Raw genomic sequence first — 24852 nt, forward strand, 5'->3', positions numbered from 1 at the left:
AGTGTACAAGTGGACGGTCCTGGCTCAGCGAGGGATCGGCACCGGGCGGATGCGGATCCCCGCGCCTGCTCGGCGGCGAGGGTGCACTTCGACTGTGCCGCGACCCGGACGTCATCCCTTGCCGAAAAGTACTGGGGGACGGCCCGGTCGCGATGGCAGGATGCGGGCATGCGCACTGACGTCATCCTGCGGCGGCTCGACGAGGATCTGCTACAGGAGCTGCTGGATGTGGCAGTGGTCGACGCAGACCCCCATGAGGTGATGCCCCCGGTGGCCGGGCCTGCTGGGTGGACCGGGGAGCGTCGGACGGCGTTCTTGCGGTTCCATCGGTCGAGGTCTCTATCGGCCGAACCGGTGGAGAGCACCTATGCAATCGTCGTGGGGGACTCCGTGGCGGGAGCCGCGCGGCTGTGCCCCGTGGAAGGTCTGCGGTGTGCAGCCGAAGCGGGGGTGTGGATCGGACGTTCCCACCGTGGTAGCGGCGTCGGCGGTGCGGTGCTGCGCCACCTGCTGGACCTCGCCCGCGCTGACGGATTCGACTCCTTGTTCGTGAGTACGACGCCCGAGAACACCGCCAGTCAACGAGTGCTCGCAGCCATGGGGGTCGACCTCGTCGGCGAAGGTGACTCTGTCACAGCGTGGATCGACCTCGGAGCCACCGGGCAAGGCTGAGGCCGACAACGCGTGCCGGCGAGGTGGCGCGGCAACACGGTCACTGACCACGAGGGGTTTGCGATCAGGTCTGTCGTATCCGACACATGGCCCGTCCATCCTGGTGGGTGGACGGGCCATGGTGATGTCAACGGAACGAGATTATCTCGCGTGGAGTCACACAATCAGTTCGCCTGGCAGACGAACATCCATTCGGTGCCGTAGTGCGCGGCGGACTCCTCGTCCAGGTGCACCCACTCGTAATGCCCTGCCACGCCGCCACCGGCGGTGCACGGGTCGCCGACCTTTTTTCCGTCCGGCGGAGCAGGCGGGCGGGGCTGTGTAGCGCCCGGGAGTCCGGGGAGATCGGCGCTGCCGGAGGGGAGGGCGGCGGCGGTGGCCCCCGAGAAACCCATGACTGCCAAGGACATTGCTGCGATCACGCAGGCTTTTTTCATAGATGCGTCTCCGCTCGACGTTCGTGCAGGGCCGGCCCTGTGACCGTCGGTCGCCGGGAAGGGCCGGGAGCACGTCGCCTGCGTCCGAACCGGCCGGTCGTAGGAGCCGGTGCCAGGGTAGTGGCGGGGCGGGTGTCTGGCGAACCGGCGCGACCACACTCGAATCACTCCGACAGCCTGGATGACGGGTCGCCGACGGCGGTTTCGGTCATCGGTCGCGTAGGTCCATGGCCTCGATCCGCTCCGGATCCCCGATCATCGCTATACCGACGATCTTTCCTTGCCGAATGGTGAAGGTGAAGACAAAGCGTGGTCGACCGCCGACCCGCCAGACCGCACCCGGCTCCCGATCGATCAGGACGGGCCGGGCGCCGCGGGCGCGACCGTCGAAGATCCGGGCCACAGGATCGGAGCCGACTACTTCGGGCGCCGCCCCGGCCGCTACGACGGTGTCGTCGGCCCGCAGCACCACGTCCGGGTCGAGGAGCTCGAGCAGGGCGGCGAACTGGCCCATACGCGCGGCGCGCAGGAAGGCGTCGACGATTTCACGGCGCGCCGTGAGGTCGGTACTCGGGGGCTGATCGTTTCCCTGGACCCGGCGCCGTGCGCGGCTGGCGAGCTGACGGGTCGCCGCGCTGGAGCGGCCGAGGATCGCGGCGATCTCATCGAAGGGCACGGCGAACATATCGTGCAACACGAAAGCCAGCCGTTCGGCCGGAGACAGGGTATCGAGAACGACCATCAGCGCCGATCCGACCGAATCTGCCAGTACCGTTTCCTGCTCGGGTGACATCATGTCGGCGCGCTCCGCGCCGTCGTCGACCACTTCGGCCCCATAGAGGTCCTCGCGGCGGCTCCTGCGGCGCTGCAGAACATTCAGCGACACCCGCGACACCACAGTGGTGAGCCATGCGGCCAGATTGGCGATATCGGACACGTCGGTTCGGCTGTTCAGCCGCATCCAGGTTTCTTGTACCGCGTCGTCGGCGTCGGCGGCCGAGCCCAGCATCCGGTACGCCACGGCGCGCAGGTGTGCCCGGTTTTCTTCGAACTCCATGACCAGGCGATCGCTGTAGTCCATCCGCCACCCTTCTCGCACGAGGTCTGTCGATAGGTATGACCCCCGGGAGCCGGCTGATGTGACATGGCGGGGCAGACGGAGATGTCACATTCGCCGGATCCGGACTGTCGGACAGGCAACGGGAAGATCCCGTGTCCCCGTCCATGCTGCTTCTGGAGGAAACGAAATGACCGATCACCGCACGGTGCCGAGTTGGTTGCGCACCGGTTTCTACTGGTTCGTGGCCGCTGAATTCTTCGTAGGGTTCGCTACCAAATTCTGGCCCGGGGAGACAATGTTCGGACCCGCATATTCCGAGAAGTTCGCGGATTGGGGTTTCGACCCGAATATGCGTTTCGTAGTCGGGGCGATCGAGCTGATCTGTGCGATCCTGCTGGTCATCCCACGGAGACAAGCCAGATTCCTGGGCGCCGCGGGGCTGGTGCTGGTGCTGACCGGCGCGGTGACCACGCACCTCATCGATGATGGACCCGTTTACCAAGAGGTCTCGGCTCCCCTGCACCTGGTGATCATGCTGTGTATCGCGGCGGTGAACTGGCCGGCCGATGTCCGGGAGCTGTTCCGGTGGCGGCGGCCCGCTGTTTCGGACGGTTCACCACAACTGGTCAGTGGGTAGGGGGTTGGCCGAGGGAGCGTAGGTAGATGAGGGTTGCTTGGACTCGGCGGTCGCCGTCGTGGAGGGGGAGTTTGGCGAAGATGGCGCCGATATGTTTGCGGACAGCGGCTTCCGAGACGGTCAGGACCTCGGCGATACCGGCATTCGTGCGACCCTCCGCTACCAGCGCGAGCACCTCCCGCTCCCGCGCGGTGAGATCGGCCAGAGGTGTGCGGTGCCGACCGGATTTGACCAGCGCCCGGACGACCTCGGGATCGACGATTGTCTCCCCAGTGGCGATCCGGGCGACGTTGTCGAGAAATTGCCGGACGTGACCGACCCGTTCCTTCAAGAGATAGCCCACGCCGGCGGTCGAATCGTCGCCGAGGAGATCATCCAGGTAGGCGACCGAAACGTACTGTGACAGGACAACTATCGGAAGGCGAGGGTCACGGCGGCGTAGTTCGGCGGCGGCGCGGAGGCCGTCGTCGGTGCCGGTGGGTGGCATCCGGACATCGGTGATCACCAGGTCGGGCGTGTAGGCAGCGCAGGCGTGGACGAGTCCGGGTGCGTCGCCGACCGCTGCGCTCACCTCGTGGCCGGCCGAGGTGAGCACGCTTTCCAACCCGGCCCGTAACAGGGGACTGTCCTCGGCCAGCACGATCCGTAGTCGGGCTGTCACACCGTGCACTCCATCCGGATAGTTGTCGGGCCGCCGGGCGGGCTGGTCACCGTGAGTTGCCCGTCCAGGGCCGTGAGACGGCGTTGCAGGCGGTCGAGGCCGTGGCCGTCGACGATATGCGCACCGCCCGGGCCGTTGTCGGTGACGTTCAGCACCCACCGCGAACCGGTGCGCGCGCCGTGGACGTCGACCCGGGCGGCGTCGGTGTGCCGGGCGACATTGGTGAGGCATTCGGCGACCAGTACGTAGGACATATGCTCGACCGCGGGTGGCAGGCGGTTGTTGTCGAGGTCGATGTGGATATCGAGCGGCAGGTCTGCGGCGAGGTCGGTCAGCGCCGGTTCCAGTCCTCGTTCGGCCAGTACCCGAGGGGAGAAACCACGCAGGACGGCCCGGAGTTCGCCCAAGGTTTCGTCGACCTGCCGGTGGGCCTCGGCGGCGAGGCGGCCGGCGGGGCCGTCCGCGTCCTGTGCTTCGGTCAGTCCCAGGTTCATCGACAATGCGACGAGGCGGTGCTGGACGCGGTCGTGCAGTTCGGATTCGAGGAGTTCCCGTTCGAAACCCTCCGCTTCCAGCAGCGCCGAGCGGGAACTCTCGATCCGCACGGCCTCGTGGCGCCAACGGTCGGACTCGGGGGTCAGCAGGCTGCGGGCGAGCAGCGCCTCGAGTGCCGACCAGGCGCCGATGAGAACGAACAGTAAAAGCATGGCGAGCAGGCCCACTCCCGCGGTGATCCAGGCCGCCGTGTTGTTGTCGATCACCCAGGGCCCGAAGTCGAAGTAATCGTCCCGGACGATGAACGGCGCGACGAGCAGGACCGCGGCGACGGAGAAGCCCAGCGCTGCCAGACAGAACACCGCACCGCCGAACACTGCGGTGGCGACGATATAGGTGACGTGCCGGAGCGTGGGCAGGCGATGCGCGGCGCTCGCCTCCCGCACCCGGGTATCGGCCCGGACGGCTGTATCGGGGTCGATCAGCCGGAGCCGCATACAGTGAAGTCGCAGCATGGGCTCCCACAGGGCAGCCCGCAGCGAACGGGTGAGGCCGAGCAGTAGGACCGGTACGAGACCGATCACGGTCAATGCCGACAGGACTCCGCCGCACACCACGGCGAGCAGTGCGCGCCACGGCCATGGGGAGAAAAAGTAGCGGGGGCCGGTCCGGAGTGCGGATCCCATCGCCGTCACCGCCCGGACTTCGGCTCGGCGTTGCGCGGACCGCCGAGTCTCGTCGTCACGACGATCCACGCGACTACCGGCGAATACGCTGCGCACATCAGCAGAGTAATGGAAGCGCCGGAGGGCCCCGCGTTACCGACGAACAGTTCGAGTCCCAGCGCGACCACGAGATTACTGCCGCCGTGGAGCAGCGCGGGCGGCCACACCGACCCACTACGCGCCCACAACCAGCCGATCAGGAACTCCAGTTCGATCGACAGCGGCAGCCACAACAGCATGGCGATGAACGCATCCGCGGCCGAACCACCCGAACCCAGGTAACCCAGCCACGGCAGCGGCCAATGCCATACACCCCAGATCACGCCGGTCGCGAAGGTCGTGGCCACGGGGCGGCCGGGGAGGAGGCGGTCGCGGAGATAGGTGGTCCAGCCGAACTCCTCGCCGAAGAAAATCGGAGCCGCCACTATCGGGACGAGCGGGGCGAGCACCAGGAACAGCAAGGTGCCGGAGTTGAAATCCTGCAGCTCCGGACTCCACATTCCCAGCAGCACCGCAAGCATGAGCGCGACAGCGAGAATGCCGATCGGCAGCAGGGCCGCGATCGGATACGACCGCCACTGCGTGCGGAGTTTCAGCCGAAGTCCGGAATCGGCGAAACCTTCCCGGGTGACCCACCGGCGGGTGATGATCGCCGCGAGCGCAGGGGTGAAAGCGCCGGTCAGCAATTGGACGACCGGATTGTCGAGGGTGTACCCGGCCGCTCCGGCGATACCCCACGGGATCCATGTGCCCGCGAACGCGAGCAGCAGGAACCAGAGGATGCCTTTCCGGCGCGTTGCGGTGCTGCGGCCGAACGGCTCCCGATCGGTCAACGCTGTAGTCATGCCTCGATTACACGGCGTCGTCCGCGGGAAATCGGTGGTGAACGGGACCGTTTCATGGTCGCGTACGCGCTACTTATGGGCGCCGCAGCGCGTCGTCGAGGAGTCCGCGGATATGTTCAGGGTCGGCGCCTCGGTCACCGAGCAGGATCGCCGCGCACAATCCGTCGCAGAGCGCGACGAAAGCCTCGACGACATCGGGGTCGTCGGATTGTGTCCGGGCAAGTTCCGCGACGCTGTCGCGCCAACTCCACGCCGCGGGACGCAGTGCGGGCCGGCGAGCCGCCAGGGTGGACAGTTCCCGTTCGGCGAGCGCGCGCTCCCGGCCTGGACCTGCGGATTCGGCGATGAGCCGGGCGAGCCCGTCCAACGGGTCGTCGGCGGTGTCGATCAGTTCGCGGATGCGCTGCGTGTAGGCGTCGGTGACGCTGGTCAGGGCGGCGACCAGAAGATCGTCCAGGGTGGCGAAGTAGTAGAGAGTGAGGCTGGTGGTGATACCGGCTTCCTTGGCCACGGTTCGGTGGGTCACGCCGGCGGCGCCGTCGCGGTGCACGATCGTGAGCGTTGCCTCGATGATCTGAGCTCGGCGCTGCCGGCCGCGCACTTTGCGGCCGTCGACAGTGTCCTGTTCGGTCATCGTGGTCCTCTCACCGATTGTCGCCGTGGGTCGAGGCTATCGGTTCCGCAGGGTGGCCCGTGGAACCGATCGGGTGGAGACGGCGCAGCATCCGGAAACAGACAACGGCGGCAGCGGCGACAGCGGTACCTGCCGCGATCGCGGCGATATTGAGGCCGCTGGTGAACGCCTCCCGGGCAGGTCGAAGAGCGTCTGCCGGTAGCTGTTCCATCACAGATATCGCGCCGGAGAGGCTGTCGTCGTAGGACTCGGCCACCGAGCGGGGTGCGCCGGCCGGGGCTGCCGCCATGATCCGGTAGACCGCCGTGGTGAGGCTTCCCATCAGCGCGACCCCGGCCGCGATCCCCAGTTCCTGCACCGTCTCCGACAATGCGGCCGCCGAACCGGACCTTTCCGCGGGTGCCGCGCTCACGACGATTTCGGTGCCGAGAGCGGCGATGACACCCAATCCCAGATAAACGAATCCGAAGCCGGCCACAACCGTGGGCTTGCTGTCCGTTCCCGCTACGGCAATCAAGGCGTATCCGATCAACGACAGTGCCAGCGTGCCTGCCATGACGATCCCTGGTGGGACGCGGCCGGCGAGCACCGGCGCACCGATCCCGCCGATCAGCATCGCCAGGGCGGGTGGGCCCATCCACAATCCGGCTACCAGCGGCGAGAGCCCGTCGACGAACTGCAGGTACTGGGTGACCAGGTACATCACCCCACCGAATCCGGCCAAACCGATCAGCAGGACCGACAGGGCAGCGGCGAAAGTCCGGTTGGTGAAGAGCCTGATATCGAGCAGCGGCTCGCGGAGGCGCAGTTGACGGCGGACGAAGGCAACGGCCGCGGCACCACCCAGCGCGGCGGCGGCCACAGCCTGGGCATCGATACTGTGCGCGGCGGCATGCTTGATCGCAAAGATGGCCGGAAGCAACGCTGCCAGCGATAACGCGACGCTCCACAGATCGAGCCGGGTGGTTTCGCTACGGAATTCGGGCAGCAGTGCCGGCGCCGCCGCCAGCGTCACCACGCTGACGGGCACCGCGATCAGAAACACTGCACCCCACCAGAAATGGGCGAGGAGGATACCGCCCGCAATCGGCCCGGCCGCCATTCCCAGGGCGAACATCGTCGCCCATAGCCCGATCGCCGCCGCCCGCTGCCGGGCGTCGGCGAACATATTGCTGATCAGGGACAAGGTGGACGGCATCAGCGTCGCCCCGGCCACGCCCAGCAGCGCCCGCGCGGCAATGAGCCAGGGCGCACTTGTAGCGAAGGCGGCGAAGACCGAGACCGCGCCGAATGCGGCCATACCGATCATCAGCAGGCGCCGGCGCCCGATCCGGTCGCCCAGCGACCCCATCGTGATCAGGAAGCCGGCGATGAGGAATCCGTACGCGTCCATGATCCACAACGTCTCGGTGGCGGTCGGTTGCAGGTCCGCGGTCAGATTCGGGACGACGAGGTAGAGCGCTGTGACATCGAGACCCAGCAGCACTGTCGGCAACATCAGCACCGCCAGGCCGGCCCACTGCCGCCGCCTGGGGACGGGCGCCGGGCGTATGTTCATCGCAAACTCCGATCTAGTTGAACGGACGTACTAGTTGTACCATCGTTCAAGATGATCGGGAAGTGAGTACGGTGCAGCCCGGGACGGATGGTCCGGTGTCCTCGATTCGGGCCGGGTTCGGGTTATGTGGCCGTTTCGTCGGCGAGGCGTTGGAGGTAGGTGGCGAATCGGTGCCGGTCGTCGGCGGGCCAGGTGGCGGTGAGGTGGTCGAAGCAATCGCGTTGCCAGGCGTGGGCCGCGTCCAGGAGGTGGGTGCCGGATTCGGTGGGTTCGAGGGTTACGCGTCGGCGGTCCTGCGGTGAGGTGGCGCGGGTGAGGTAGCCGGCGGTGGTGGCGTCGCGGACCATGCGGCTGGCGCCGGAGTGGTCGATACCGAGTTGGGTCGCGATATCGGTGACGGTGGCTTCCTCACGGATGCGCAGGGCGGCGGCGACAGCTTCGAGGACCTGGATGTGCTGAATGCGACCGGTGTCGGCGGGCGGAGCGGCGTGTTCGTCGAAAACCCGGCCGCTCCAGCGGCGGGACCAGAAGCGGACCAGGCGGAAAAGGGCCGGCCCGCCGTCGGCCGGGGTGGGGTCGGGGGTGTCACACACACTCGACATTGTATGCGTTACGCACGTATATTTATGTGCGTAACACATACAATCCTGGAGGGAGCCGATATGACCATCGTGCTGAATCACACGATCGTCCCCGCGACCGATAAACACGGCTCAGCGACGTTCTTCGCGGAACTGATGGGACTCTCGGTGTCGCCGCCCGCCGGGCCGTTCGCTCCGGTGCGCGTGAACGACGACCTGACCCTCGACTTCGACGACCGCAGTCGCGTCGAACCCGGTCACTATGCGTTCCTCGTGGACGATGCCACCTTCGACGCGGTTCTCGGGCGGCTCGCGCAGTGGCCCGCCGTCGACTACGGGTCGGGGCCGGAGAACGGCTGGGACCGGCAGATCAACCGGTTGTCCGGGGGCCGCGGGGTCTACGTTCGCGACCCCGACAGCCACAGTTACGAGCTCTTCACCGTGGTGCCCTGAGGTACTTCGCCCGGCATCGCGGCATGAAAGTCCGGTTCGGGCAGGCGAACCGGTAGTCGGACGGTAAACGCTTGCGTCTCACTCCTGCCGAGCGTTTCCGCGCGGACGAGGTCGAGCATGCTCGGGTTGTCCGCGCTCGAGGTGACGACGTATCGGCGGCCCGGCGAAAGGGTGGCCGACCGTCGGCCGACGTGGGAGGCTGGCGCAATGGATCAGCCGCAGCCGACCGTCGTTGCCGTCTACGACGTCGGTTCTTCCGAACATCGCAGGGTAGCCGAATTCCGGGTAGGTGCTACCGGTACCGCAGTCCTTCATATCGCGAACCCGGCCGGCTGCCTGATGGCGCAGCGCTGGTTCGAGCGCGGTGTCCGGGCCGGTCCGGAGACCGCCGGGCTCATCGGCCCGGAGCGAGGCAGGGAATTCCTTCGTGCCCTGCTCGGCCTACCGGATATGAGCTACTACCGCGTGGTCGATGAAAGTGCGCCCACCGCCGGGCCGTGAGTGGCAGTCGGGTCACCCCGGTCCTCCGCAGGGTAGTGGCGCGGATATCGAGAACCCTGGACCTGGGAACCCGCGAGGTAGCCGGCGAATACCGGGCTGCGAGCCGCACACTCGATCTCGGACGCCGTGAGTTCTCGCGCGCCGATTCCTTCGAATCCGAAATGGCGCAGACGAGAACGACCGTCCAGGCGCATCCGTTCAGTGGCCGGCAGTGGAATTACCGCCGCAGCGATGCCGAGTCGGCGATGGCGGCACGCCGGCTGGTGGAAGAAGTCGAGTTCACCGGTGATATGGCGGCCGACGCCGCGAAGAGCAAGTCCGAGGTGCGAAAGGTGCGGTCGGATGACGGTGAACTGAATATCTACAAGCCGACCCGCGGGGAGCGGCGCGACGGTGTGCAGCGGTCCTATGCGAGTCCGGGAGCGCAGACAACTCGGGAAATCGCCGCTTTCCGACTCGACGAAATGCTCGGTTTCGGCCGGATCCCGCCGACCGCCCGCACCCCAGGCATGATCGGCTCCGACGGTAAGCCGTCCGGGCCTGGAATGGTCCAGCAATTCGTGGAGTCGACACAAGCGTTGGAACTGCCTTCATACCCTCGTGTGCAGCGGCAGCAGATGGCGGTCCTCGACTACATCATCGGGGCCGAAGACCGGCATTACGGCAACTTCCGGACTGTTACCGGTGGCGACGGGCACAGCATCGTCGCGGTCGACCACGGTCGTTCGTTTCCCTCCACCCATGGTCCGTTCAGTGTGCCGATCAGATCCGATTTCGTCGCCGAGCAAATAGGTGGCAAGGAACCCCTCGACCCCTCTGTGCTGTCTGCGGTGAAAGCGGTCGACCCCGTGAAACTCACCGAGGCATTGGGGGACGCGGGGCTGGATCCGTTGGCGATCAAAGGCGCGCTGGCTCGGCTCGCCAAACTGAAAGAGTTCGGCGATATCCCGAAGAACACACCGCTGAACCTCGAGTGAGCGCGGTCGTTCCTCGGCCGCGCGTGTGCGCACTCAACAGTGCCGCGGGCCGGCCGATGCGGTGGCCGGACGTCACCGCATCGGCCGGCAGTGTTCGCGCGACGGCGGGTCGAGGCTGCGACCTGACCACCGCGCCCCTCATCGGTACGGTGGGCCGGTTCGCCGTCGCTGCGAAACGGTGATCGGGACCGCGGTCACCGATCGGCGTTCAGGTAGTTCTTCCACCCCCCGTACTCGGTGATATCCACTGCGTCACGTGATGATTCGTAGTCGCACGCGAAGCCCGTGACCCATTCACCGGAATCCAGTTCGACCTTGCCCAACGTCATCGGCGACGGCAGGTTGCTCAGGAACGTGCCGAGGGCGGCAGAAGACAGGCGATACAGTTCGCCGGGCAGGGAGCGGCCGCCGGACCCGACGCGCAGCATTCCGGGTTTCGGTGGGGTGGCGGGCAGCGCGACCATCCGGTACGCCGCCGACGTCATCACCTCCCCGACGAAACGGGCGCGGGCTTGTTCCAGTTGGTGATGCAAAGGGAGACCGCGCAGGTGGGCGCCGACGACCAGGAGATCGGTGCCGGTGTCGGTGAGCAGGGGAGAGGGTTCGCCGAGTAGCTCGGCGGCGAGGTCGATACCGACCTGATCGGCGAAGCCAGGGGTGACGAACATGACGCCGAAGGGGTCGCCCTCGGCGGTGTCCGCGCCCGGGACCGCGACCGCGGCCAAGTCGAGAAGGTTGCAGAAATTGGTGAATGTGCCCATCCGGCTGTTGATGGTGAACGGCTCGGCCACAACCGCTTCGAGGGTCGGATGTTCGGTGGTGGTGGGCAGTAGCAGGGCCGGGTATTCGGTGAACAGGCTGTGGGCGGTGGCGGCGGCGCGCTTCAGATGGCCGAGATCGGCGACGTAGGAGTGCGCGGCGGGGCGGGCACCGCCGGTGATGATGGCGGCGACCACCGGGTCGGCGCCTTCCGGTGCGCCGCTGAGGAATTCACCGACGGCGGCATAGCGTTGGGCGACGATCGCACCGTCGTAGAGGAGTGTGGCGGCGTCCAGGAGTTCGGCGATATCGACCGTGGCGATGTCGCCGCCACCGGCCCGCCAGCGCTCGATGGTGGCGTCGAAGGCGGCGCGGTAGGCGGGGGTCAGGGATTTCAGGTTGTCGTCGGTGGGGACGGCGAGGGTGGTGCGCGGCGGTGCGCCGAGGGGCGTATCGGCGGGCCAGGCCCGGGAACGGGGATCGGCCGGGTCCGGGCCGATCATGGTGTTCGCGACCTTTGCGGCCAGCGCCAGGTCGCGGGCGAATACCGAGATGGCGTCGTAGTCGGGGCAGGCGGGAACCAGGCCGGTGGTAGGGATCAGTCCCAGGGTCGGTTTGATACCGACGATGCCGTTCAACGCGGCCGGGACCCGGCCGGAGCCGGCGGTATCGGTACCCAGGGCGGCATCGACCATACCGAGCGCGACCGCGACCGCCGAACCAGAACTGCTCCCGCCGGAGACCCGGTCGGGGAAGCGGCTGTTGCGGACCGCGCCGTAGGGGCTGCGGGTACCGACGAGACCGGTGGCGAACTGGTCGAGATTCGTTTTACCCAGGACAATTGCGCCCTGTTCGATCAACCGTGCCACCGCGGGGGCAGTGTTTTCCGGAGTGCGGGCGAAACCGGGGCACGCGCAGGTGGTGGGGATACCGGCGATATCGATATTGTCCTTGACCGCGATGAGAACCCCTGCCAGGGGCAGCTCCTCACCCTTTTCGACCCGGGTGTCGAGCGCCGCGGCCTCGGACAGCACCTCGGCTTCGGCGCGTAGCGAGATCCAGATCTCGGGCCGGTCCTGCTCCGCGATGACCCGATAGGCAGCGGCGACTCGCTCGGCCGCTGTCGCAGGGTTGTCCGTTGTGCGGGTTCCACGGGCGAAGTCACCGGCGTCCCCCGTGGCGGGGACGGTGCCGGCTCCCTCGGGTGACTCGAGGCCGGCTTCGGCTAGCGGTAGTTTCTCCATGGTCATGCCGCTCCTTCGGTTTCGATGGCGACCAGAGGTGCGCCGGTGGTCACTTGGTCGCCTGCGGTGGCGGTGATCGCGCGGACGGTTCCCGCTACCTCCGCCACTACGGGCAGCTCCATCTTCATGGCTTCCAGGACAAGCAGGGTGGCGCCGGCCTCGACGTGATCACCCTCGGCGACCTCGACCCGCCAGACATTGGCCATCATCGGCGCGGAGACGATTTCGCAGCCCTCTGGCAGGTCGAGCGTATCGGCGGTCTCGGGTTCGGGATCCGGTTCGGCCTGGGCGCTGAGCTCACCGCTGGCCTCCCAGCGCCGCCGTTCGGCGGTGAACGCGGCTTGCCGGATTTCCTCGGTCGCGGCGATATCGGCGGCATGCTCCGCCAGGAACTCGAGATGTTCGGCCATGGCGAATTCGCCGACACTTGTGCGCATTTCGAAACGCCCCGCCGACATATCGGCGCGCAGGTCGAGAAGTTCCTCGGACGAGACCGGATACCAGCTGATGCGGTCGAAGAACCGGAACAGCCACGGTTTACCGGTTTCGAACGGGGCCCGCTGGCGGTAACCGGACCAGATGGGGACGGTGCGGCCGATGAGCTGATAGCCGCCCGGGGATTCCATCCCGTAGACGCACAGGTACTTGCCGCCGATGCCGACGGCGTCGGACGGGGTCCAGGTGCGGGCCGGGTTGTATTTGGTGGTCACCAGGCGGTGGCGGGGGTCCAGCGGGACGGCCAGCGGTGCGCCGAGGTAGACGTCGCCGAGACCGAGCACCATGTATTGGGCGTCGAAGACGAGATCACGGACCTCGTCGATACTGCCGAGTCCGTTGATGCGGCGGATGAATTCGATATTCGACGGCAGCCAGGGGGCGTCGGACCGGACGCCGTGACCGTAGCGTTCGATGGCCTGCACGATGGTCGGATCGTCGAAGGAGAGTGGCAGTTCGATATGGCGGCTCGGGACGCGGAGATCGGCGGTATCGGGGATATCGTCCTCGAGCTCGCCGAGCAGCCGGACCACGGTGCGTTGATCGATCACGTCGGCGTCGAAATGCAGGTGCAGGGAACGCACACCGGGGGTGATATCGATCAGGCCGGGAATGGCGGCCTGTCCGAGGCGTTCGCTCAGGGCGTGCACGCGCATACGCAGGCCGAGGTCGAGTTCCATCGGGCCGTATTCGACGAGGACGTTGTCGTCTCCGCCGCGCAGGTACTTGACCTCGGGGGTTCCGGTACCGGCGTCGCGGCGGCCGAGCACACCGTTGTCCTCCTCGCGGGCGCCGAGGAGTTCGGGGGTGGATACATTACGGCCGCGTAGTGCCGGTGAGGAGCGGAAACCGGCGGTGCGGTCATCGGCGACCGGGACGAAACGCACTTGGTCGCCGGGGCGCATTTGGCCCAGTTTCCAGCGGTGCGCGGAAACCACCGTGAGCGGGCAGGCGAAACCGCCCAGGCTGGGGCCGTCGGGGCCGAGCAGGATCGGGGTATCGCCGGAGAGGTTGAGCGCGCCGACACTGTAGGGGCAGTCGTGCAGATTCGAGGGGTGCAGGCCGGCGTCGCCGCCGTCGGTGCGTGACCAGGTCGGTTTCGGGCCGGCCAGACGCAGACCGGTGCGGTTGGCGTGGGCCTGCACCTGCCAGGTGGCGTCGTAGAACTGGGCGATATCGGCCGGGGTGAAATAGTCGGGGGCGGGCTGGGGGCCCTCACCGACCCCGACGTACCAGGTGTGGCCGAATTCGGGGCGTTCGCCGGCCGGGATGGGCGCGGGATCGAGAAGACCGCCGGCGTCGGGTTTGATGCCGAGAATATCGCCGGTCGCGACGGCGCGGCCGGTGATACCGCCGAATCCGCCGAGGGTGAATGTGGCTGCGCTGCCGTGATAATCGGGAGCGAGGATACCGCCACGGACAGCAAGGTAGGTGCGCAGACCGGTGTCGTGGGGGGCGCCGATATCGAGAACCGAACCGGCGGGCACGGTGATCGGCTCCCACATGGGCACGGGTTCGCCGTCCACGGTGACCGGGGCTTCGGCGCCGGTGACGCAGACGATGGTGGTGTCGGTGCAGCGCAGGCGCGGACCCAGCAGCGTCGCCTCGAGGCCGTTCTCGCCGAGCGAATTGCCGACGGCGTGATTGGCGAGCTGGAAGGACAGATCGTCGAACGCGCCCGACGGTGGGATGCCGACGTTCCAGAGTCCGAGGCGGCCGGGATAGTCCTGGATGGTGGTGGAGACGCCGGCGCGCAGGATCTCCAGGCGGGGACGGATGGTGGCCAGGCTGCCGAGGGTCGCGGTGGTGTGCCGGGCGTCGAGCATGGGGGAGCTCGTGGCGGCGGCGCGCAACTGGGGCAGGTTGGTGGTGATACCGAACATACGGGTGTCGTCGAGCGCCGTGCGGAGCCGGTGCAGGGCCTCGGTGCGGCTCTCACCCGACGTAATGATCTTGGCGATCAGCGGGTCGTAGTAGGGGCTGATCTCGGTACCGGTTTCGACCCAGGTCTCCACCCGCGCCTCCGCGCCGGGGATCTCGACGCCGGTGAGTGTGCCGGCGCCGGGGCGGTAGTCGTTACCGGGATCCTCCGCGTAGACCCGGGCCTCCACAGCGAAGCCGGTGAGGGGCGGGCCGGCATCGGGTACCTCGTCGAGGAAGGCGGAGTCCCCGCCCGCCAGGCGCAGCATCCACTCGACCAGATCCACGCCCGTCACGGCCTCGGTGACCGGATGTTCCACCTGCAGACGGGTGTTCACCTCCAGGAACGACGCCTCACTGCGGTCCACGTCGTAGATGAACTCGACAGTCCCGGCAGACCGGTAGCCCACCTCGCCGAGCAGCTTCCGGCTCGATTCGAGCAGCTGTTCGCTCACGGTGTAGGGGAGTCCGGGCGCCGGCGCCTCTTCGATGACCTTCTGATTGCGCCGCTGCAGACTGCAATCGCGCGTACCCAGGGATATCGCGCGACCCCGTCCGTCACCGAAAATCTGCACTTCCACGTGCCGGGCGCGGGCGACGAACCGCTCCAGATATACCGCCGACGACCCGAAGTTGTTCTGCGCCAGTCGGATCACGCGCTGGTAGGTCTCGGTGAGTTCCGCCGGGCCGGCGCAGGCCGCCATCCCGATACCGCCGCCGCCTCCGGCCGCCTTGAGCATCACCGGGTACCCGATCCGCTCGGCCTCCGCCAGCGCCTCGTCGAGCCCCGTGAGCAACCCGCTGCCGGCCACCAGCGGCACACCCGCCGCCGCGGCGGCCTGGCGGGCGCTGTGCTTATCGCCGAAAAGTCGCAGGTGTTCGGCGGCCGGCCCGACGAACGCGATACCGGCCGCCTCCACTTCGGCCGCGAAATCGGCGTTCTCGGAAAGGAACCCGTAACCGGGGTGGATCGCCGTCGCCCCACTGGACAACGCCGCTTCGATCACGGCCTCGGCGCGCAGGTAGGATTCCGCGGCCGGTGCGGGCCCCAGCCGGACCGCGCGATCGGCCATCCGCACATGCCGGGAACCCTCGTCGGCATCGGAGAACACCGCGACCGTATCGATCCCCAGCCGCCGCGCGGTACGCAGAATACGGCAGGCGATCTCACCGCGATTGGCGATCAGCAGACATTCGGGCAACGGCGTATGCAGTGGTGTATACAACTGCGGGGCGGTCTCGGTCACGGTCGATCCTCTCGGCCTGGACAGTGGCGGCTACCTGGGTAGCCGGGAAATTCAGGTTTTGGTCGCGCGGGCCAGGCGGGTCAGCTGGAGTACCTGACCGGCTCGGTCGGCCACCACGCGGCGGGATTGGTCGATATGGGCGAGGAGCTGCGCACGGGCATTGGTGAGGTCGCGCTCCAGGACGGCTACGCCGATGGCGATGTGCTCGTCGATGGTGGCGAGCATGCGGTCGGGGGTCAGATAGTCGAACATCCGGACCGGGCGGATCCGGGCGTTCACCGTGCGCAGGGCCTCGGTGAGGGCGTGATTGCCCGAGGATTCCAGCAGGACGGTGTGGAATTGTTCGTCGGCGTCGACGAAACCGGCATCCGGTTCCGGAGGCGCGGTGCGGAAGGCGCGCCACCGGTCGATCTCCGGCCCCAGCACGGCCCGGTCGTGGCCCAGCTCCGGATCGTCGAGGACACGGGCGATGCCCTGGACTTCCAGGGTGATCCGCAACTCGTAGTAGTCGCCCAGGGTGTCCAGGCGCGGCCGGTACGGGAACAGTCCGGCGTCACGGCGTTCGACGAGACCGTCGGCCTGCAACCGGGCCAGCGCCTCCCGCACCGGGGTGCGGGAAACACCGTACCGGTCGGCCAGCCGTTCCTCGCCGAGCCGCTCGTCCGGTGCCAGCGCACCACCCATGAGTTCGTCGCGCAACGCCTTGTACACAGTGTCGCTACGGGATTCGCGTTTGCTTCGTGGTTCGGTCACGACGCGCAGCCTAAAGAGTCATGGCGGCGCGAACGGTGTCGACGGCACCGGCACCACCCTCCCCGGTCGAGGTGACCCGGCCGCTTTCCAGCACGTAGTACCGGCTCGCCGCGCGCAGCGCGAAACCGATGTGCTGTTCCACCAGCAGCACCCCGAGCCCACCGCGACCCACCAGTTCGGTGATGGTGTTCTCGATCTCGGCCACCACCGACGGCTGGATCCCCTCGGTGGGTTCGTCGAGGATGAGCATGCGCGGTTCGGTGATGAGTGCGCGGGCGATGGCCAGCTGCTGGCGCTGCCCGCCGGACAACAGCCCGGCGCGGCGGTCGAGCAGAGCCTTCAGCGCGGGAAACAGATCCAGCTGCTCGTCGATCAAGGCCGCGCCGCGTTTACGGCCGTCGGCCACCACGCGCAGATTCTCGGCGGTGGTGAGATGGCCGAAGCACTGCTGACCTTGGGGAACATAGGCAATCCCGCGTTTGACCCGCGCACTGGGTCGCAGTGAGGTGATATCGGCGCCGTCGAACCGGATCCGGCCCCGGCCGGTTCTCACCAGCCCGACCGCGGCACGCAGCAGGGTGGTCTTCCCGGCCCCGTTGTGTCCCATGATCGCGGCGACCCCGTCGGCCGGGACCTCGATCCCGACCCCGTGCACCACCTCGGTGCGGCCGTAACCGGCGTGCACATCGATGAGTTCCAGCATCGCGTCAGCCTTCCTGTTCGTCCGCGACGGCGGCGGTGCCCAGATAGGCCTCCTGCACCGCGGGGTCGGCCTGGACCTCGGCCACCGACCCCTCGGCGAGGATCGCGCCGCGCGCCAGCACCGTCACCGAGGTGGCGAAGTTGCGCATGAAATCCATATCGTGTTCGACCACGACGACCGTGCGTTCACCACCGATGCGGCGCAACAGGTTCCCGGTTTCCTCCCGCTCCTCCTGGCTCATCCCGGCGACGGGTTCGTCCAGCAGCAGCACCGAGGCGTCCTGAACCAGCAGCATGCCGATTTCGAGCCACTGCTTCTGGCCGTGGGCCAGCGTTCCGGCGGGTTTGTTCCGCAACTTGGTGAGCCCGATCGTTTCCAGCGCCCGCTCGACCGATTCCGAGACCTCGGCCGGTCGGCGGCGCAGCATGGTCCACATCGATCGGCCCGCCCCGGCGGCGATATCCAGGTTCTGCAGGACCGACAGTTCCTCGAACACGCTGGCGGTCTGGAAGGTGCGGCCCACACCCAGCCGGGCGATCTGATGCACCTTCTTGCCCAGTAGTTCGACCCCGGATTTCTGCACCGACCCGGTGGCCGGCACCAAACCGGTGATCGCGTCGATGATGGTGGTCTTGCCGGCGCCGTTGGGTCCGATGAGGAACCGCAGATCACCCTGGAAGAGGGTCAGATCGACATTCGATACGGCCTTGAATCCGTCGAATTCGACGCTCAGTCCCCGGACCTCCAGGTAATCGCTGTGCATTCCGGCGTTACCACCGGCGACCGGTGCGGTGGTCGTTTCCTGAGTCATGACGGCACTCCTACCGGGGTAGCGGCTGCGGGTTGCGGCGCCGGCCCGGGTGGTGCCGGATCCTCGTCCGCACCCCGTTTCCGCCGTCGCAGCAGAGTGACCAGGCCCGCCAGGCCCGCCGGGAAGAACCCGACCACGACGATGAACAGGATGCCCTGCGCATACACCCAGCCCGAGGGGAAGCTTTCCGAGAGGCTGGTCTGCGCCCAGGCCACCGCGATCGCGCCCAGCACCGGGCCCAGCAGAGTCGTGCGGCCACCGATCGCGACCCCGGTGAGGAACGCGATGGACGGCACGATCCCGATATCGGCGGGGGAGATGATGCCCACGATCGGTACGAACAACGCCCCCGCGATACCGGCGAACAGCGCGGCCACCGCATACGCGACCACCTTCACGTTGGCCGGGTCGTAGCCGAGGAAACGCACCCGTTCCTCCTGATCGCGCACCGCGACCAGCAGTTCGCCGTACCGGCTGTACATCAGCTGCCGGGTCAGCGCCACGATCACCAGCAGAGTGCCCGCCGCGATGAAGAACAGCAGCCGCCGGTTGATCGGATCGTTGAGCGCCAGCCCGAAGAAACTGCGGAACCGGTTGAGCCCGTTGCTGCCGCCGGTGGACTGCTGACCCACCAGCAGGATCGCGAAGGCCGCCGCCAGCGCCTGCGACAGGATCGCGAAATAGGCGCCCTTGACCTTGCGTTTGAACACCCCGAGCCCCAGCAGGACCGCCACCAGCGGCGGAACGATCAGGATGCCCAGGATCGTCACCACCGGCGACGAGAACGGAACCCAGTACGCCGGCAGCTCGCCGATCCCCGCGATCTGCATGAAATCGGGTACCTCGTCACCGCGCAGCTGGGCGTCGGAGATCTTCAGATGCATCGCCATGATGTAGGCGCCGAGCCCGAAGAACACACCCTGGCCGAGAGTGAGCATTCCGCCCCGGCCCCAGGCCAAACCGATCCCCACCGCGACGATGCCGAAGCAGAGAAACTTACCGAGCAGACTGAGCCGGAAATCGGAGAGCACCGCGGGCGCCACCGCGAACAACAGCACAGCGGCCAGCGCGAACCCCGAATAGACCTTCCAGCGGGTGGTCAGGAATTCCCTCATACCAGACTCCTCGACCGGATCATGAACAGTCCCTGCGGCCGGACCTGCAGGAAGATCACGATGACGACGAATACGATCACCTTCGCCACCGAGGCGGTGGTGCTGTATTCGATGAACGAATTCAGCAGCCCCAGCGCCACCGCGGCCAGTACCGCGCCCCGGATCTGCCCGAGACCGCCGATCACCACCACCAGGAAGGCGTCGACCAGATAGTTGGCGCCGGTGTTGGAACTGGTGGAACCGATCAATGTCAGCGCCACACCCGCCACACCGGCGAGACCGGAACCGAGGAAGAACGTCGTGATATCGGTGCCGCGGCTGGAGATCCCGCTCGTTTCGGCGAGGTCTCGATGCTGCACCACGGCCCGGATACGCCGGCCCATCGCTGTGTACCTCATCGTCACCGCGATGGCCGTCACGCACAGCACCGCGAGCAGCATGATGAAGATCCGGGTCTTGGGGACCACGGCCCCCAGGACCTCCACCCCACCACCGAGCCACTCCGGGGTCACCACGCGGACCGCGGGCGCACCGAAGATATCCCGCGCCGCCTGCTGCAGGATCAGGCCCACACCGAAGGTCACCAGCAGGGTGTCCAGCGGCCGGTCGTACATCCGTTTGATCAGCGTCACCTCGAGGACGACACCCATGAGACCGCCGACCAGGAACCCGACCAGCAGCGACACGATCAACGAGATATCGGTGTTCGACACCAGATACGTCTGCACCGTATAGGCGGTGTAGGACCCCGCCATGATGAACGCGCCGTGGGCCATGTTGATCACGCCCATCTGCCCGAAGGTCAGCGATAACCCGAGGGCCGCCAGCAGCAGAATGGAACCCAGGCTCAGGCCGGTGAAAAGCTGCCCGACAAGTGCTTCCATTCGGATCAGCCCCCGAGTCCCTCGGCCCACGAGTAGCCGGCCAGGTACGGGTCGGGCTCGATGGCCTCGCCGGAATCCCAGACGCTGTAGATCAGGCCGTCGGGCCGGATCTCACCGATCCGGGCGGTTTTGGTGATGTGGTTGTTCTCGCCGTTGATCGTCACCGTGCCCTCCGGCGCCTCGAAGCTCACCCCGCCGGCCGCTTTCTGCACATCCTCGACAGCGAAGGACTGCGCCTTCTCCACCGTGTTCTTCCACAGGTAGACCGAGGTGTAGGCGGCCTCCATCGGATCCGAGGTGGGTTTGGCGGCACCGTATTTCGCCTTGTACTCCTTGACGAAGGAGTTGTTCACCGGGTTGTCGACGGTCTGGTAGTAGTTCCAGGCGGTCAGCTGGCCGGCGATGTTCCCGACGCCGATACCGCCGACCTCCTCCTCGGCGATCGACACCGAGACCACCGGCATATCCTGCGCCGTCAGGCCGACATTCTTGTATTCGCGGAAGAACGCGACATTGGAGTCGCCGTTGAGCGTGTTGAACACCGCGTCCGCGTCGGCGGCCCGCACCTTGTTGACGATGGTCGAGAAATCGGTGGACCCGAGCGGGGTGTAATCCTCACCCTTGATCTCGATCCCGTTGGCCTCCGCGTAGGCCTTGATGATGCGGTTCGCGGTCTGCGGGAACACATAATCGCTACCCACCAGGTACAGCGATTTCACGCCGCGGCCCTTCAGATAGTCCAGCGCCGGCACGATCTGCTGGTTGGTGGTGGCGCCGGTGTAGAAGATGTTCTCCGACGATTCCAGGCCCTCGTACTGCACCGGGTAGTACAGCAGCGCGTTGCGGTCCTCGAAAACCGGGAGCATCGCCTTCCGGCTCGACGAGGTCCAGCCACCGAAAACCGCAGCGACACAATCACTGCTGATCAGCTTCTCGGCCTTCTCCGCGAAAACCGTCGGCTCCGAGGCGCCGTCCTCACCCACCAGTTCGATCTGTTTGCCGAGCACGCCGCCGGCGGCATTGATCTGATCGACCGCGAGCCGGATGGAATCCCGCACGGTGACCTCCGAGATCGCCATGGTGCCCGACAGCGAGTTCAGCGAACCCACCTTGATCGTGGGACCCGATGTGTCGACACAGGATTGGGCGCTCGCACCGGCCTGCTCGGAGGCCGAGCTACCGCAGGCGGTGGCGGCCAGCGCGGTAACACAGAGGGCCACCGGCAGCGCGAGCAGTTTGCGCCTGCGGCTGCCTCCCCTCCGGCGGATCACCGCAGCGCTGGTGGGTTCATCGGTTCTGGCTGCATTCATGACCGTTCGGCCTCCACTCCGGAAAAGGTCAGGCCCGCTGACTCGCTATCGGCTCGCTGTATACAGCGGCGTATACGAGGAATTACGCTAAGGAGGCCGTGTTTCCGTGACGTATCTCAGCGTGAAACCCCGGTATCCGTTTCCTCTCCGCGCGACCGGGTGCGTTCCGGGGTTTCACAGACCACCGCCTGCTCACGTTGTGTTCCGGGCCTTTCGCTGCCGAGAGCAGATCTGCTCACAGCAGCGTGCGGTTCCGGTTCCCGCGCCGGCCGGGCACGGTGAAGATATGGCTCACGACGACAAATCCCCGCTGTTCGGCTGGCGCGCCCGCGAACAACTGCTGGCCCGCCGCATCCTCGTTCTCGACGGCCCCCTCGACGACGACAACGGCACCCTGCTGGCCACCCAGCTGCTCACCCTCGCCGCCGAAGACGCCGACGCGGGGATCTCCCTCTGGATCCACTCACCCGGCGGATCGGTACCGGCCATGCTCGCCATCCGCGACGTCATGCGCCTCGTACCGTGCCCTGTCTCCACGCTCGCACTAGGCCTGGCCTGCAGCGCAGGACAGTTCCTGCTCTCCTCCGGAACCCCCGGAAAGCGTTTCGCGCTCCCGCACGCCCGCATCCTGATGCACCAGGGGTCGGCCGGAATCGGCGGAACCGCGGTCGACGTCGAGGTCCAGGCCGACGATCTGCGCTACACCGTGGAAACCGTGCTCGGCCTGATCGCCGCAGACACCGGCCAACCCTACGACCAGGTCTACGAGGATTCCCTGCACGATCGCTGGTTCAGCGCCACCCAGGCCAAGGACTACGGGTTCATCGACCATATCGTCGGCGAATTCGGTCAGGTCGTCCCGCCGCGGCAACGCGTGGGGATCTCCGCATGAGCGGACCGGACCCGCAGGCGGCGGAATGTAACCACGCAAGGCTCCCGCTATCCGCCGGCGACGTGAACTGTCATCACGAGAAACGGTCCTCGGCCGGGCCGAGTGGAGAACGTTTGAGCCGCCGGCGCTCGGCGGAGTTTCAACCCGGATACGAAGGGGACAACCGATGAGTACCTACACGATTCCCAATGTGATCGCCCAGCATCCGCGCGGCGAGCGCATCACCGATATCTATTCGCACCTACTGGCCGAGCGGATCGTCTACCTCGGCACACCCATCGACTCCGGGGTCGCCAACGCGCTCATCGCGCAATTACTGCATCTGGAGTCGGAAAGCCCGGGCCAGCAGATCGAGTTCTATATCAACTGCGAAGGCGGCGACCTGTCGTCGATGCTGGCCGTCTACGACACCATCCAGCACATCGGCGCCCCCGTGCACACCACATGTGTCGGCCAGGCCATCGCGGTCGGCGCGGTCCTGCTGGCCGGCGGTGCACCCGGGCACCGCGCGATGCTCCCGCACGCCCGGGCAGTCCTGCACCAACCGGCCGCCCGCGGCCAGGGCGCCATCCCGGACCTGATCCTGCAGGCCGACGAACTGGTCCGGATGCGCGCCGAAATCGAGTCGATTCTGTCCCGGCACACCGGGCAGGGCCCCGAACAACTCCGCCGCGATACCGACCGCGACCGGGTCTTCACCGCCTCCGCCGCCGTCGACTACGGCCTCGCCGACACCGTCCTGACGCCACGGGCGTGAAAGCGAGCCGGGCCGGGAAGCTTCGAGGCAGGTCTGTGGCGGGCGGTGTGATCAGGCGGCGCGCAGCATGGTCACGCCGGTGGCGCCCGGGCGCTCGGCGGGGCGGCGCCGGAAGCGGAGTTCGTGGGCGACCTGTTCGGTGAGTGCACCGAGGGAAGTGCCGAGGGCGCCGGCCAATGCGGCGATCATTTCGCTCGACGGTTCCTTGCGGCCGCGTTCGACCTCGGAAAGGTACTGCGGCGAGATCCCGGCCCGCTGCGCGGTTTCGGCCAGCGTTTCGCGCTGATCGGTGCGCAGGGCGCGTAACCGGCCGCCGAGCACCTCGCGCCACAGCGGTTCGGGTTCGTCCGCCGGCTGCCGATGCGGCGGCTCGTCCCGGCCACCGGGGATTGCGATCAATCTGCGCGGCTCGGTCATGGATCGAGCTTAGGTTCGCGGGCGGCGCGGCCGACACCGGTTACGCTCTCGGCGTAACCATGGCCCACCAAGTGTCCGGACCGAGGCCCGGTTGCTATGAGAGGCGCTGCGCACCAGCCGGTTCGGCTGATGCCCCGGCGAGCCGGATCGGGATGTTGCCCCCGTTCCGTTGCTGCGGACGACAAAGTTCGGGCCCGCATTCCTGTGAATTCGGAATGCGGGCCCGTGCGTGATCAGCTGCTGCCGAACACTCCGCGCAGGATATGGCGCAACCAGTCCGCCGGATCGTCCCAGCCGTGGTGGTGGCCGCGGTCCCAGTGCCGGTCCCGATCCCGGTGGTGGTCGCGGTCGCGGTCCCAGTGCCGGTCGCGGTCGCGGTCACGGTGATGGTCCCGGTCGACCTGGGTGTATCCGGGGGCAGGGGCCGCGGGGTCCGCCGCGGCGGGGGCGGCGACCGCCGCCAAGGGAAGCAGGGCAATGGCGCCCGCGATAACGACCCGGCGGGCCGCGAATGTTCGTTTCGTGCGGAACACTTCGTATCCTCTCGAACTCCAGCCGCGGCGCGGCAGCGGAATCCGCGCCGAATCGGCGATAGGGCCTTCACCCTCGCGCAGTCGGAGCCGGTATGTCACCGATTTTCGCGGAAATCATCCCTTGGAACTACGGGGCATCCCTGGGGTGACCCCGGGCGCGGAGGACATGGGGAGACGAGCGCCACCATGCTGGTCATATCGTGCGCGATATCACCGCGTTCTGCCTCACAATCAGCGGTTTCGGAGGTGCCGGAACTTCCCGCGGCATGGCATCGTTGTCATAGAGATCAGGCGGATCGACCGAGATCCGGCTGGCTCGCAACAGAAAGTATGAAGTAAGTAACATGGCTCAAGGCAGCGTGAAGTGGTTCAACAGCGAGAAGGGCTTCGGCTTTATCGCGCAAGACGGGGGCGGACCTGACGTCTTCGTGCATTACTCGGCAGTCGCCGGCTCCGGCTTCCGGACCCTCGAAGAGGGACAGCGGGTGGAGTTCGAGATCGGGCAGGGCCAGAAGGGTCCGCAGGCTCAGGATGTTCGCTCCATCTAAGTGATGTGACGAAATGACAGGGGCCCCCCCCCCCCCGGGGGGGGGGCCCGCGGGGGTTGGGGGGAGGGGGGGGGTGGGGGGGGGTGCCACAGCGCGCCGGCCGCCCGCAGTGCCTCGGCGATCGCCACCGATCCGGGTTCCCCGCGGACCGGCACATAGGCGCATACCCACCCGGCGGTTTCCAGCCGGCCTGCCGTAGCCGCGAGCGCGGCGGCCTCCGCGGCGCGT

General features: G+C 67.3%; 26 protein-coding genes. 8 read left to right on the plus strand and 18 right to left on the minus strand.

Translation table 11 applies throughout. The features are described from left to right. The first annotated feature begins 168 nt into the window (after positions 1-168). Positions 169-672 carry a GNAT family N-acetyltransferase gene (locus QH196_RS19085; RefSeq protein ID WP_280417160.1) on the plus strand — a complete coding sequence of 168 codons (504 nt, stop codon included), beginning with the start codon at positions 169-171 and terminating at the stop codon, positions 670-672. A gap of 164 nt (positions 673-836) precedes the next feature. On the opposite strand, the gene QH196_RS19090 is transcribed toward QH196_RS19085, so the two are convergent. Together QH196_RS19090 and QH196_RS19095 are read right to left on the minus strand one after the other, a co-directional pair. Then, entirely contained in the window at positions 837-1082 is a 246-nt protein-coding gene (locus tag QH196_RS19090; RefSeq protein WP_280417161.1) for a hypothetical protein, read from the minus strand. Between the two features lie 235 nt (positions 1083-1317). Continuing rightward, on the minus strand, positions 1318-2190 hold the full coding sequence (locus QH196_RS19095; RefSeq protein WP_280417162.1) for a sigma-70 family RNA polymerase sigma factor: 873 nt from the start codon (positions 2188-2190) through the stop codon (positions 1318-1320). A gap of 166 nt (positions 2191-2356) precedes the next feature. On the opposite strand from QH196_RS19095, the gene QH196_RS19100 reads away from it, so the two are divergent. Then, a complete protein-coding gene (locus QH196_RS19100) occupies positions 2357-2806 on the plus strand; it encodes a DoxX family protein (protein ID WP_280417163.1) in 450 nt (149 codons plus the stop codon). Here the strand turns inward: QH196_RS19100 and QH196_RS19105 are convergent. From QH196_RS19105 to QH196_RS19130, 6 genes are all read right to left on the minus strand, one after another. After that, complete coding sequence (locus tag QH196_RS19105) at positions 2796-3467, minus strand: response regulator transcription factor (RefSeq protein WP_280417164.1); 672 nt, start codon at positions 3465-3467, stop codon at positions 2796-2798. The genes QH196_RS19100 and QH196_RS19105 overlap by 11 nt on opposite strands. Next, the gene (locus QH196_RS19110) at positions 3464-4648 is read right to left on the minus strand and encodes a sensor histidine kinase (RefSeq protein ID WP_280417165.1); all 1185 of its coding nucleotides are present in this window, start codon (positions 4646-4648) and stop codon (positions 3464-3466) included. The genes QH196_RS19105 and QH196_RS19110 overlap by 4 nt, the downstream gene beginning before the upstream one ends. A gap of 5 nt (positions 4649-4653) precedes the next feature. Beyond that, positions 4654-5532 carry a CPBP family intramembrane glutamic endopeptidase gene (locus QH196_RS19115; RefSeq protein WP_280417166.1) on the minus strand — a complete coding sequence of 293 codons (879 nt, stop codon included), beginning with the start codon at positions 5530-5532 and terminating at the stop codon, positions 4654-4656. A gap of 73 nt (positions 5533-5605) precedes the next feature. Beyond that, the gene (locus tag QH196_RS19120; RefSeq protein ID WP_280417167.1) at positions 5606-6166 is read right to left on the minus strand and encodes a TetR/AcrR family transcriptional regulator; all 561 of its coding nucleotides are present in this window, start codon (positions 6164-6166) and stop codon (positions 5606-5608) included. A gap of 10 nt (positions 6167-6176) precedes the next feature. Beyond that, positions 6177-7724, minus strand: coding sequence for an MFS transporter (locus QH196_RS19125; RefSeq protein ID WP_280417168.1), 1548 nt, complete (start codon positions 7722-7724; stop codon positions 6177-6179). 122 nt (positions 7725-7846) lie between these two features. Then, positions 7847-8326 (minus strand): MarR family winged helix-turn-helix transcriptional regulator, encoded by a 480-nt coding sequence (locus QH196_RS19130; protein WP_432279514.1) that lies wholly within the window; start codon positions 8324-8326, stop codon positions 7847-7849. Between the two features lie 60 nt (positions 8327-8386). On the opposite strand from QH196_RS19130, the gene QH196_RS19135 reads away from it, so the two are divergent. The 3 genes from QH196_RS19135 to QH196_RS19145 all read left to right on the plus strand — a co-directional run bounded on the left by QH196_RS19135 (position 8387) and on the right by QH196_RS19145 (position 10236). Then, positions 8387-8758, plus strand: a complete 372-nt coding sequence (locus QH196_RS19135; RefSeq protein WP_280417170.1) for a VOC family protein — start codon at positions 8387-8389, stop codon at positions 8756-8758. Between the two features lie 207 nt (positions 8759-8965). Beyond that, positions 8966-9259 carry a hypothetical protein gene (locus QH196_RS19140; RefSeq protein ID WP_280417171.1) on the plus strand — a complete coding sequence of 98 codons (294 nt, stop codon included), beginning with the start codon at positions 8966-8968 and terminating at the stop codon, positions 9257-9259. After that, positions 9256-10236, plus strand: coding sequence for a hypothetical protein (locus tag QH196_RS19145; RefSeq protein ID WP_280417172.1), 981 nt, complete (start codon positions 9256-9258; stop codon positions 10234-10236). Before QH196_RS19140 ends, QH196_RS19145 begins: the two co-directional genes overlap by 4 nt. Before the next feature lie 194 nt (positions 10237-10430). Here the strand turns inward: QH196_RS19145 and atzF are convergent, their stop codons facing one another. The 8 genes from atzF to urtA are packed head-to-tail and all read right to left on the minus strand — an operon-like array spanning position 10431 to position 21477. Continuing rightward, complete coding sequence (atzF, locus tag QH196_RS19150; protein WP_280417173.1) at positions 10431-12245, minus strand: allophanate hydrolase; 1815 nt, start codon at positions 12243-12245, stop codon at positions 10431-10433. Next, a complete protein-coding gene (gene uca / locus QH196_RS19155) occupies positions 12242-15901 on the minus strand; it encodes an urea carboxylase (protein ID WP_280417174.1) in 3660 nt (1219 codons plus the stop codon). Before uca ends, atzF begins: the two co-directional genes overlap by 4 nt. Before the next feature lie 51 nt (positions 15902-15952). After that, positions 15953-16654, minus strand: a complete 702-nt coding sequence (locus QH196_RS19160) for a GntR family transcriptional regulator (protein WP_280417175.1) — start codon at positions 16652-16654, stop codon at positions 15953-15955. Between the two features lie 10 nt (positions 16655-16664). Then, on the minus strand, positions 16665-17357 hold the full coding sequence (urtE, locus tag QH196_RS19165; protein ID WP_280417176.1) for an urea ABC transporter ATP-binding subunit UrtE: 693 nt from the start codon (positions 17355-17357) through the stop codon (positions 16665-16667). Positions 17358-17361: 4 nt separating this feature from the next. Then, positions 17362-18168 carry an urea ABC transporter ATP-binding protein UrtD gene (gene urtD / locus QH196_RS19170; RefSeq protein WP_280417177.1) on the minus strand — a complete coding sequence of 269 codons (807 nt, stop codon included), beginning with the start codon at positions 18166-18168 and terminating at the stop codon, positions 17362-17364. Further along, complete coding sequence (gene urtC, locus QH196_RS19175; RefSeq protein WP_280417178.1) at positions 18165-19283, minus strand: urea ABC transporter permease subunit UrtC; 1119 nt, start codon at positions 19281-19283, stop codon at positions 18165-18167. Before urtC ends, urtD begins: the two co-directional genes overlap by 4 nt. Next, complete coding sequence (gene urtB / locus QH196_RS19180; protein WP_280417179.1) at positions 19280-20167, minus strand: urea ABC transporter permease subunit UrtB; 888 nt, start codon at positions 20165-20167, stop codon at positions 19280-19282. The genes urtC and urtB overlap by 4 nt, the downstream gene beginning before the upstream one ends. Positions 20168-20172: 5 nt before the next feature. Beyond that, entirely contained in the window at positions 20173-21477 is a 1305-nt protein-coding gene (gene urtA / locus QH196_RS19185) for an urea ABC transporter substrate-binding protein (protein ID WP_280417180.1), read from the minus strand. A 286-nt stretch (positions 21478-21763) separates the two neighbouring features. Between urtA and QH196_RS19190 the strand changes: the two genes are divergently transcribed. Beyond that, positions 21764-22369, plus strand: coding sequence for a ClpP family protease (locus QH196_RS19190; protein WP_280417181.1), 606 nt, complete (start codon positions 21764-21766; stop codon positions 22367-22369). A gap of 166 nt (positions 22370-22535) precedes the next feature. Further along, a complete protein-coding gene (locus tag QH196_RS19195) occupies positions 22536-23126 on the plus strand; it encodes a ClpP family protease (protein WP_280417182.1) in 591 nt (196 codons plus the stop codon). 51 nt (positions 23127-23177) lie between these two features. Here the strand turns inward: QH196_RS19195 and QH196_RS19200 are convergent, their stop codons facing one another. Then, positions 23178-23543 carry a helix-turn-helix domain-containing protein gene (locus QH196_RS19200; RefSeq protein ID WP_280417183.1) on the minus strand — a complete coding sequence of 122 codons (366 nt, stop codon included), beginning with the start codon at positions 23541-23543 and terminating at the stop codon, positions 23178-23180. Positions 23544-23776: 233 nt separating this feature from the next. Beyond that, positions 23777-24076, minus strand: a complete 300-nt coding sequence (locus tag QH196_RS19205) for a hypothetical protein (RefSeq protein WP_280417184.1) — start codon at positions 24074-24076, stop codon at positions 23777-23779. A 344-nt stretch (positions 24077-24420) separates the two neighbouring features. Between QH196_RS19205 and QH196_RS19210 the strand changes: the two genes are divergently transcribed. After that, positions 24421-24624, plus strand: coding sequence for a cold-shock protein (locus tag QH196_RS19210; protein ID WP_033241329.1), 204 nt, complete (start codon positions 24421-24423; stop codon positions 24622-24624). Positions 24625-24852 lie beyond the last annotated feature (228 nt).

The sequence above is a fragment of the Nocardia carnea genome (assembly GCF_029868325.1).
GTDB classification, from domain to species: Bacteria; Actinomycetota; Actinomycetes; order Mycobacteriales; family Mycobacteriaceae; genus Nocardia; species Nocardia carnea_C.

What these genes read in the sequence shown, in the direction of transcription:
- QH196_RS19085 (WP_280417160.1), top strand. Translation starts at nt 169, where the DNA reads ATGCGCACTGACGTCATCCTGCGGCGGCTCGACGAGGATCTGCTACAG.
- QH196_RS19090 (WP_280417161.1), bottom strand. Translation starts at nt 1,082, where the DNA reads ATGTCCTTGGCAGTCATGGGTTTCTCGGGGGCCACCGCCGCCGCCCTC.
- QH196_RS19095 (WP_280417162.1), bottom strand. Translation starts at nt 2,190, where the DNA reads ATGGACTACAGCGATCGCCTGGTCATGGAGTTCGAAGAAAACCGGGCA.
- QH196_RS19100 (WP_280417163.1), top strand. Translation starts at nt 2,357, where the DNA reads ATGACCGATCACCGCACGGTGCCGAGTTGGTTGCGCACCGGTTTCTAC.
- QH196_RS19110 (WP_280417165.1), bottom strand. Translation starts at nt 4,648, where the DNA reads ATGGGATCCGCACTCCGGACCGGCCCCCGCTACTTTTTCTCCCCATGG.
- QH196_RS19115 (WP_280417166.1), bottom strand. Translation starts at nt 5,532, where the DNA reads ATGACTACAGCGTTGACCGATCGGGAGCCGTTCGGCCGCAGCACCGCA.
- QH196_RS19120 (WP_280417167.1), bottom strand. Translation starts at nt 6,166, where the DNA reads ATGACCGAACAGGACACTGTCGACGGCCGCAAAGTGCGCGGCCGGCAG.
- QH196_RS19125 (WP_280417168.1), bottom strand. Translation starts at nt 7,724, where the DNA reads ATGAACATACGCCCGGCGCCCGTCCCCAGGCGGCGGCAGTGGGCCGGC.
- QH196_RS19130 (WP_432279514.1), bottom strand. Translation starts at nt 8,326, where the DNA reads ATGTCGAGTGTGTGTGACACCCCCGACCCCACCCCGGCCGACGGCGGG.
- QH196_RS19135 (WP_280417170.1), top strand. Translation starts at nt 8,387, where the DNA reads ATGACCATCGTGCTGAATCACACGATCGTCCCCGCGACCGATAAACAC.
- QH196_RS19140 (WP_280417171.1), top strand. Translation starts at nt 8,966, where the DNA reads ATGGATCAGCCGCAGCCGACCGTCGTTGCCGTCTACGACGTCGGTTCT.
- atzF (WP_280417173.1), bottom strand. Translation starts at nt 12,245, where the DNA reads ATGACCATGGAGAAACTACCGCTAGCCGAAGCCGGCCTCGAGTCACCC.
- urtE (WP_280417176.1), bottom strand. Translation starts at nt 17,357, where the DNA reads ATGCTGGAACTCATCGATGTGCACGCCGGTTACGGCCGCACCGAGGTG.
- urtD (WP_280417177.1), bottom strand. Translation starts at nt 18,168, where the DNA reads ATGACTCAGGAAACGACCACCGCACCGGTCGCCGGTGGTAACGCCGGA.
- urtC (WP_280417178.1), bottom strand. Translation starts at nt 19,283, where the DNA reads ATGAGGGAATTCCTGACCACCCGCTGGAAGGTCTATTCGGGGTTCGCG.
- urtB (WP_280417179.1), bottom strand. Translation starts at nt 20,167, where the DNA reads ATGGAAGCACTTGTCGGGCAGCTTTTCACCGGCCTGAGCCTGGGTTCC.
- urtA (WP_280417180.1), bottom strand. Translation starts at nt 21,477, where the DNA reads ATGAATGCAGCCAGAACCGATGAACCCACCAGCGCTGCGGTGATCCGC.
- QH196_RS19190 (WP_280417181.1), top strand. Translation starts at nt 21,764, where the DNA reads ATGGCTCACGACGACAAATCCCCGCTGTTCGGCTGGCGCGCCCGCGAA.
- QH196_RS19195 (WP_280417182.1), top strand. Translation starts at nt 22,536, where the DNA reads ATGAGTACCTACACGATTCCCAATGTGATCGCCCAGCATCCGCGCGGC.
- QH196_RS19200 (WP_280417183.1), bottom strand. Translation starts at nt 23,543, where the DNA reads ATGACCGAGCCGCGCAGATTGATCGCAATCCCCGGTGGCCGGGACGAG.
- QH196_RS19210 (WP_033241329.1), top strand. Translation starts at nt 24,421, where the DNA reads ATGGCTCAAGGCAGCGTGAAGTGGTTCAACAGCGAGAAGGGCTTCGGC.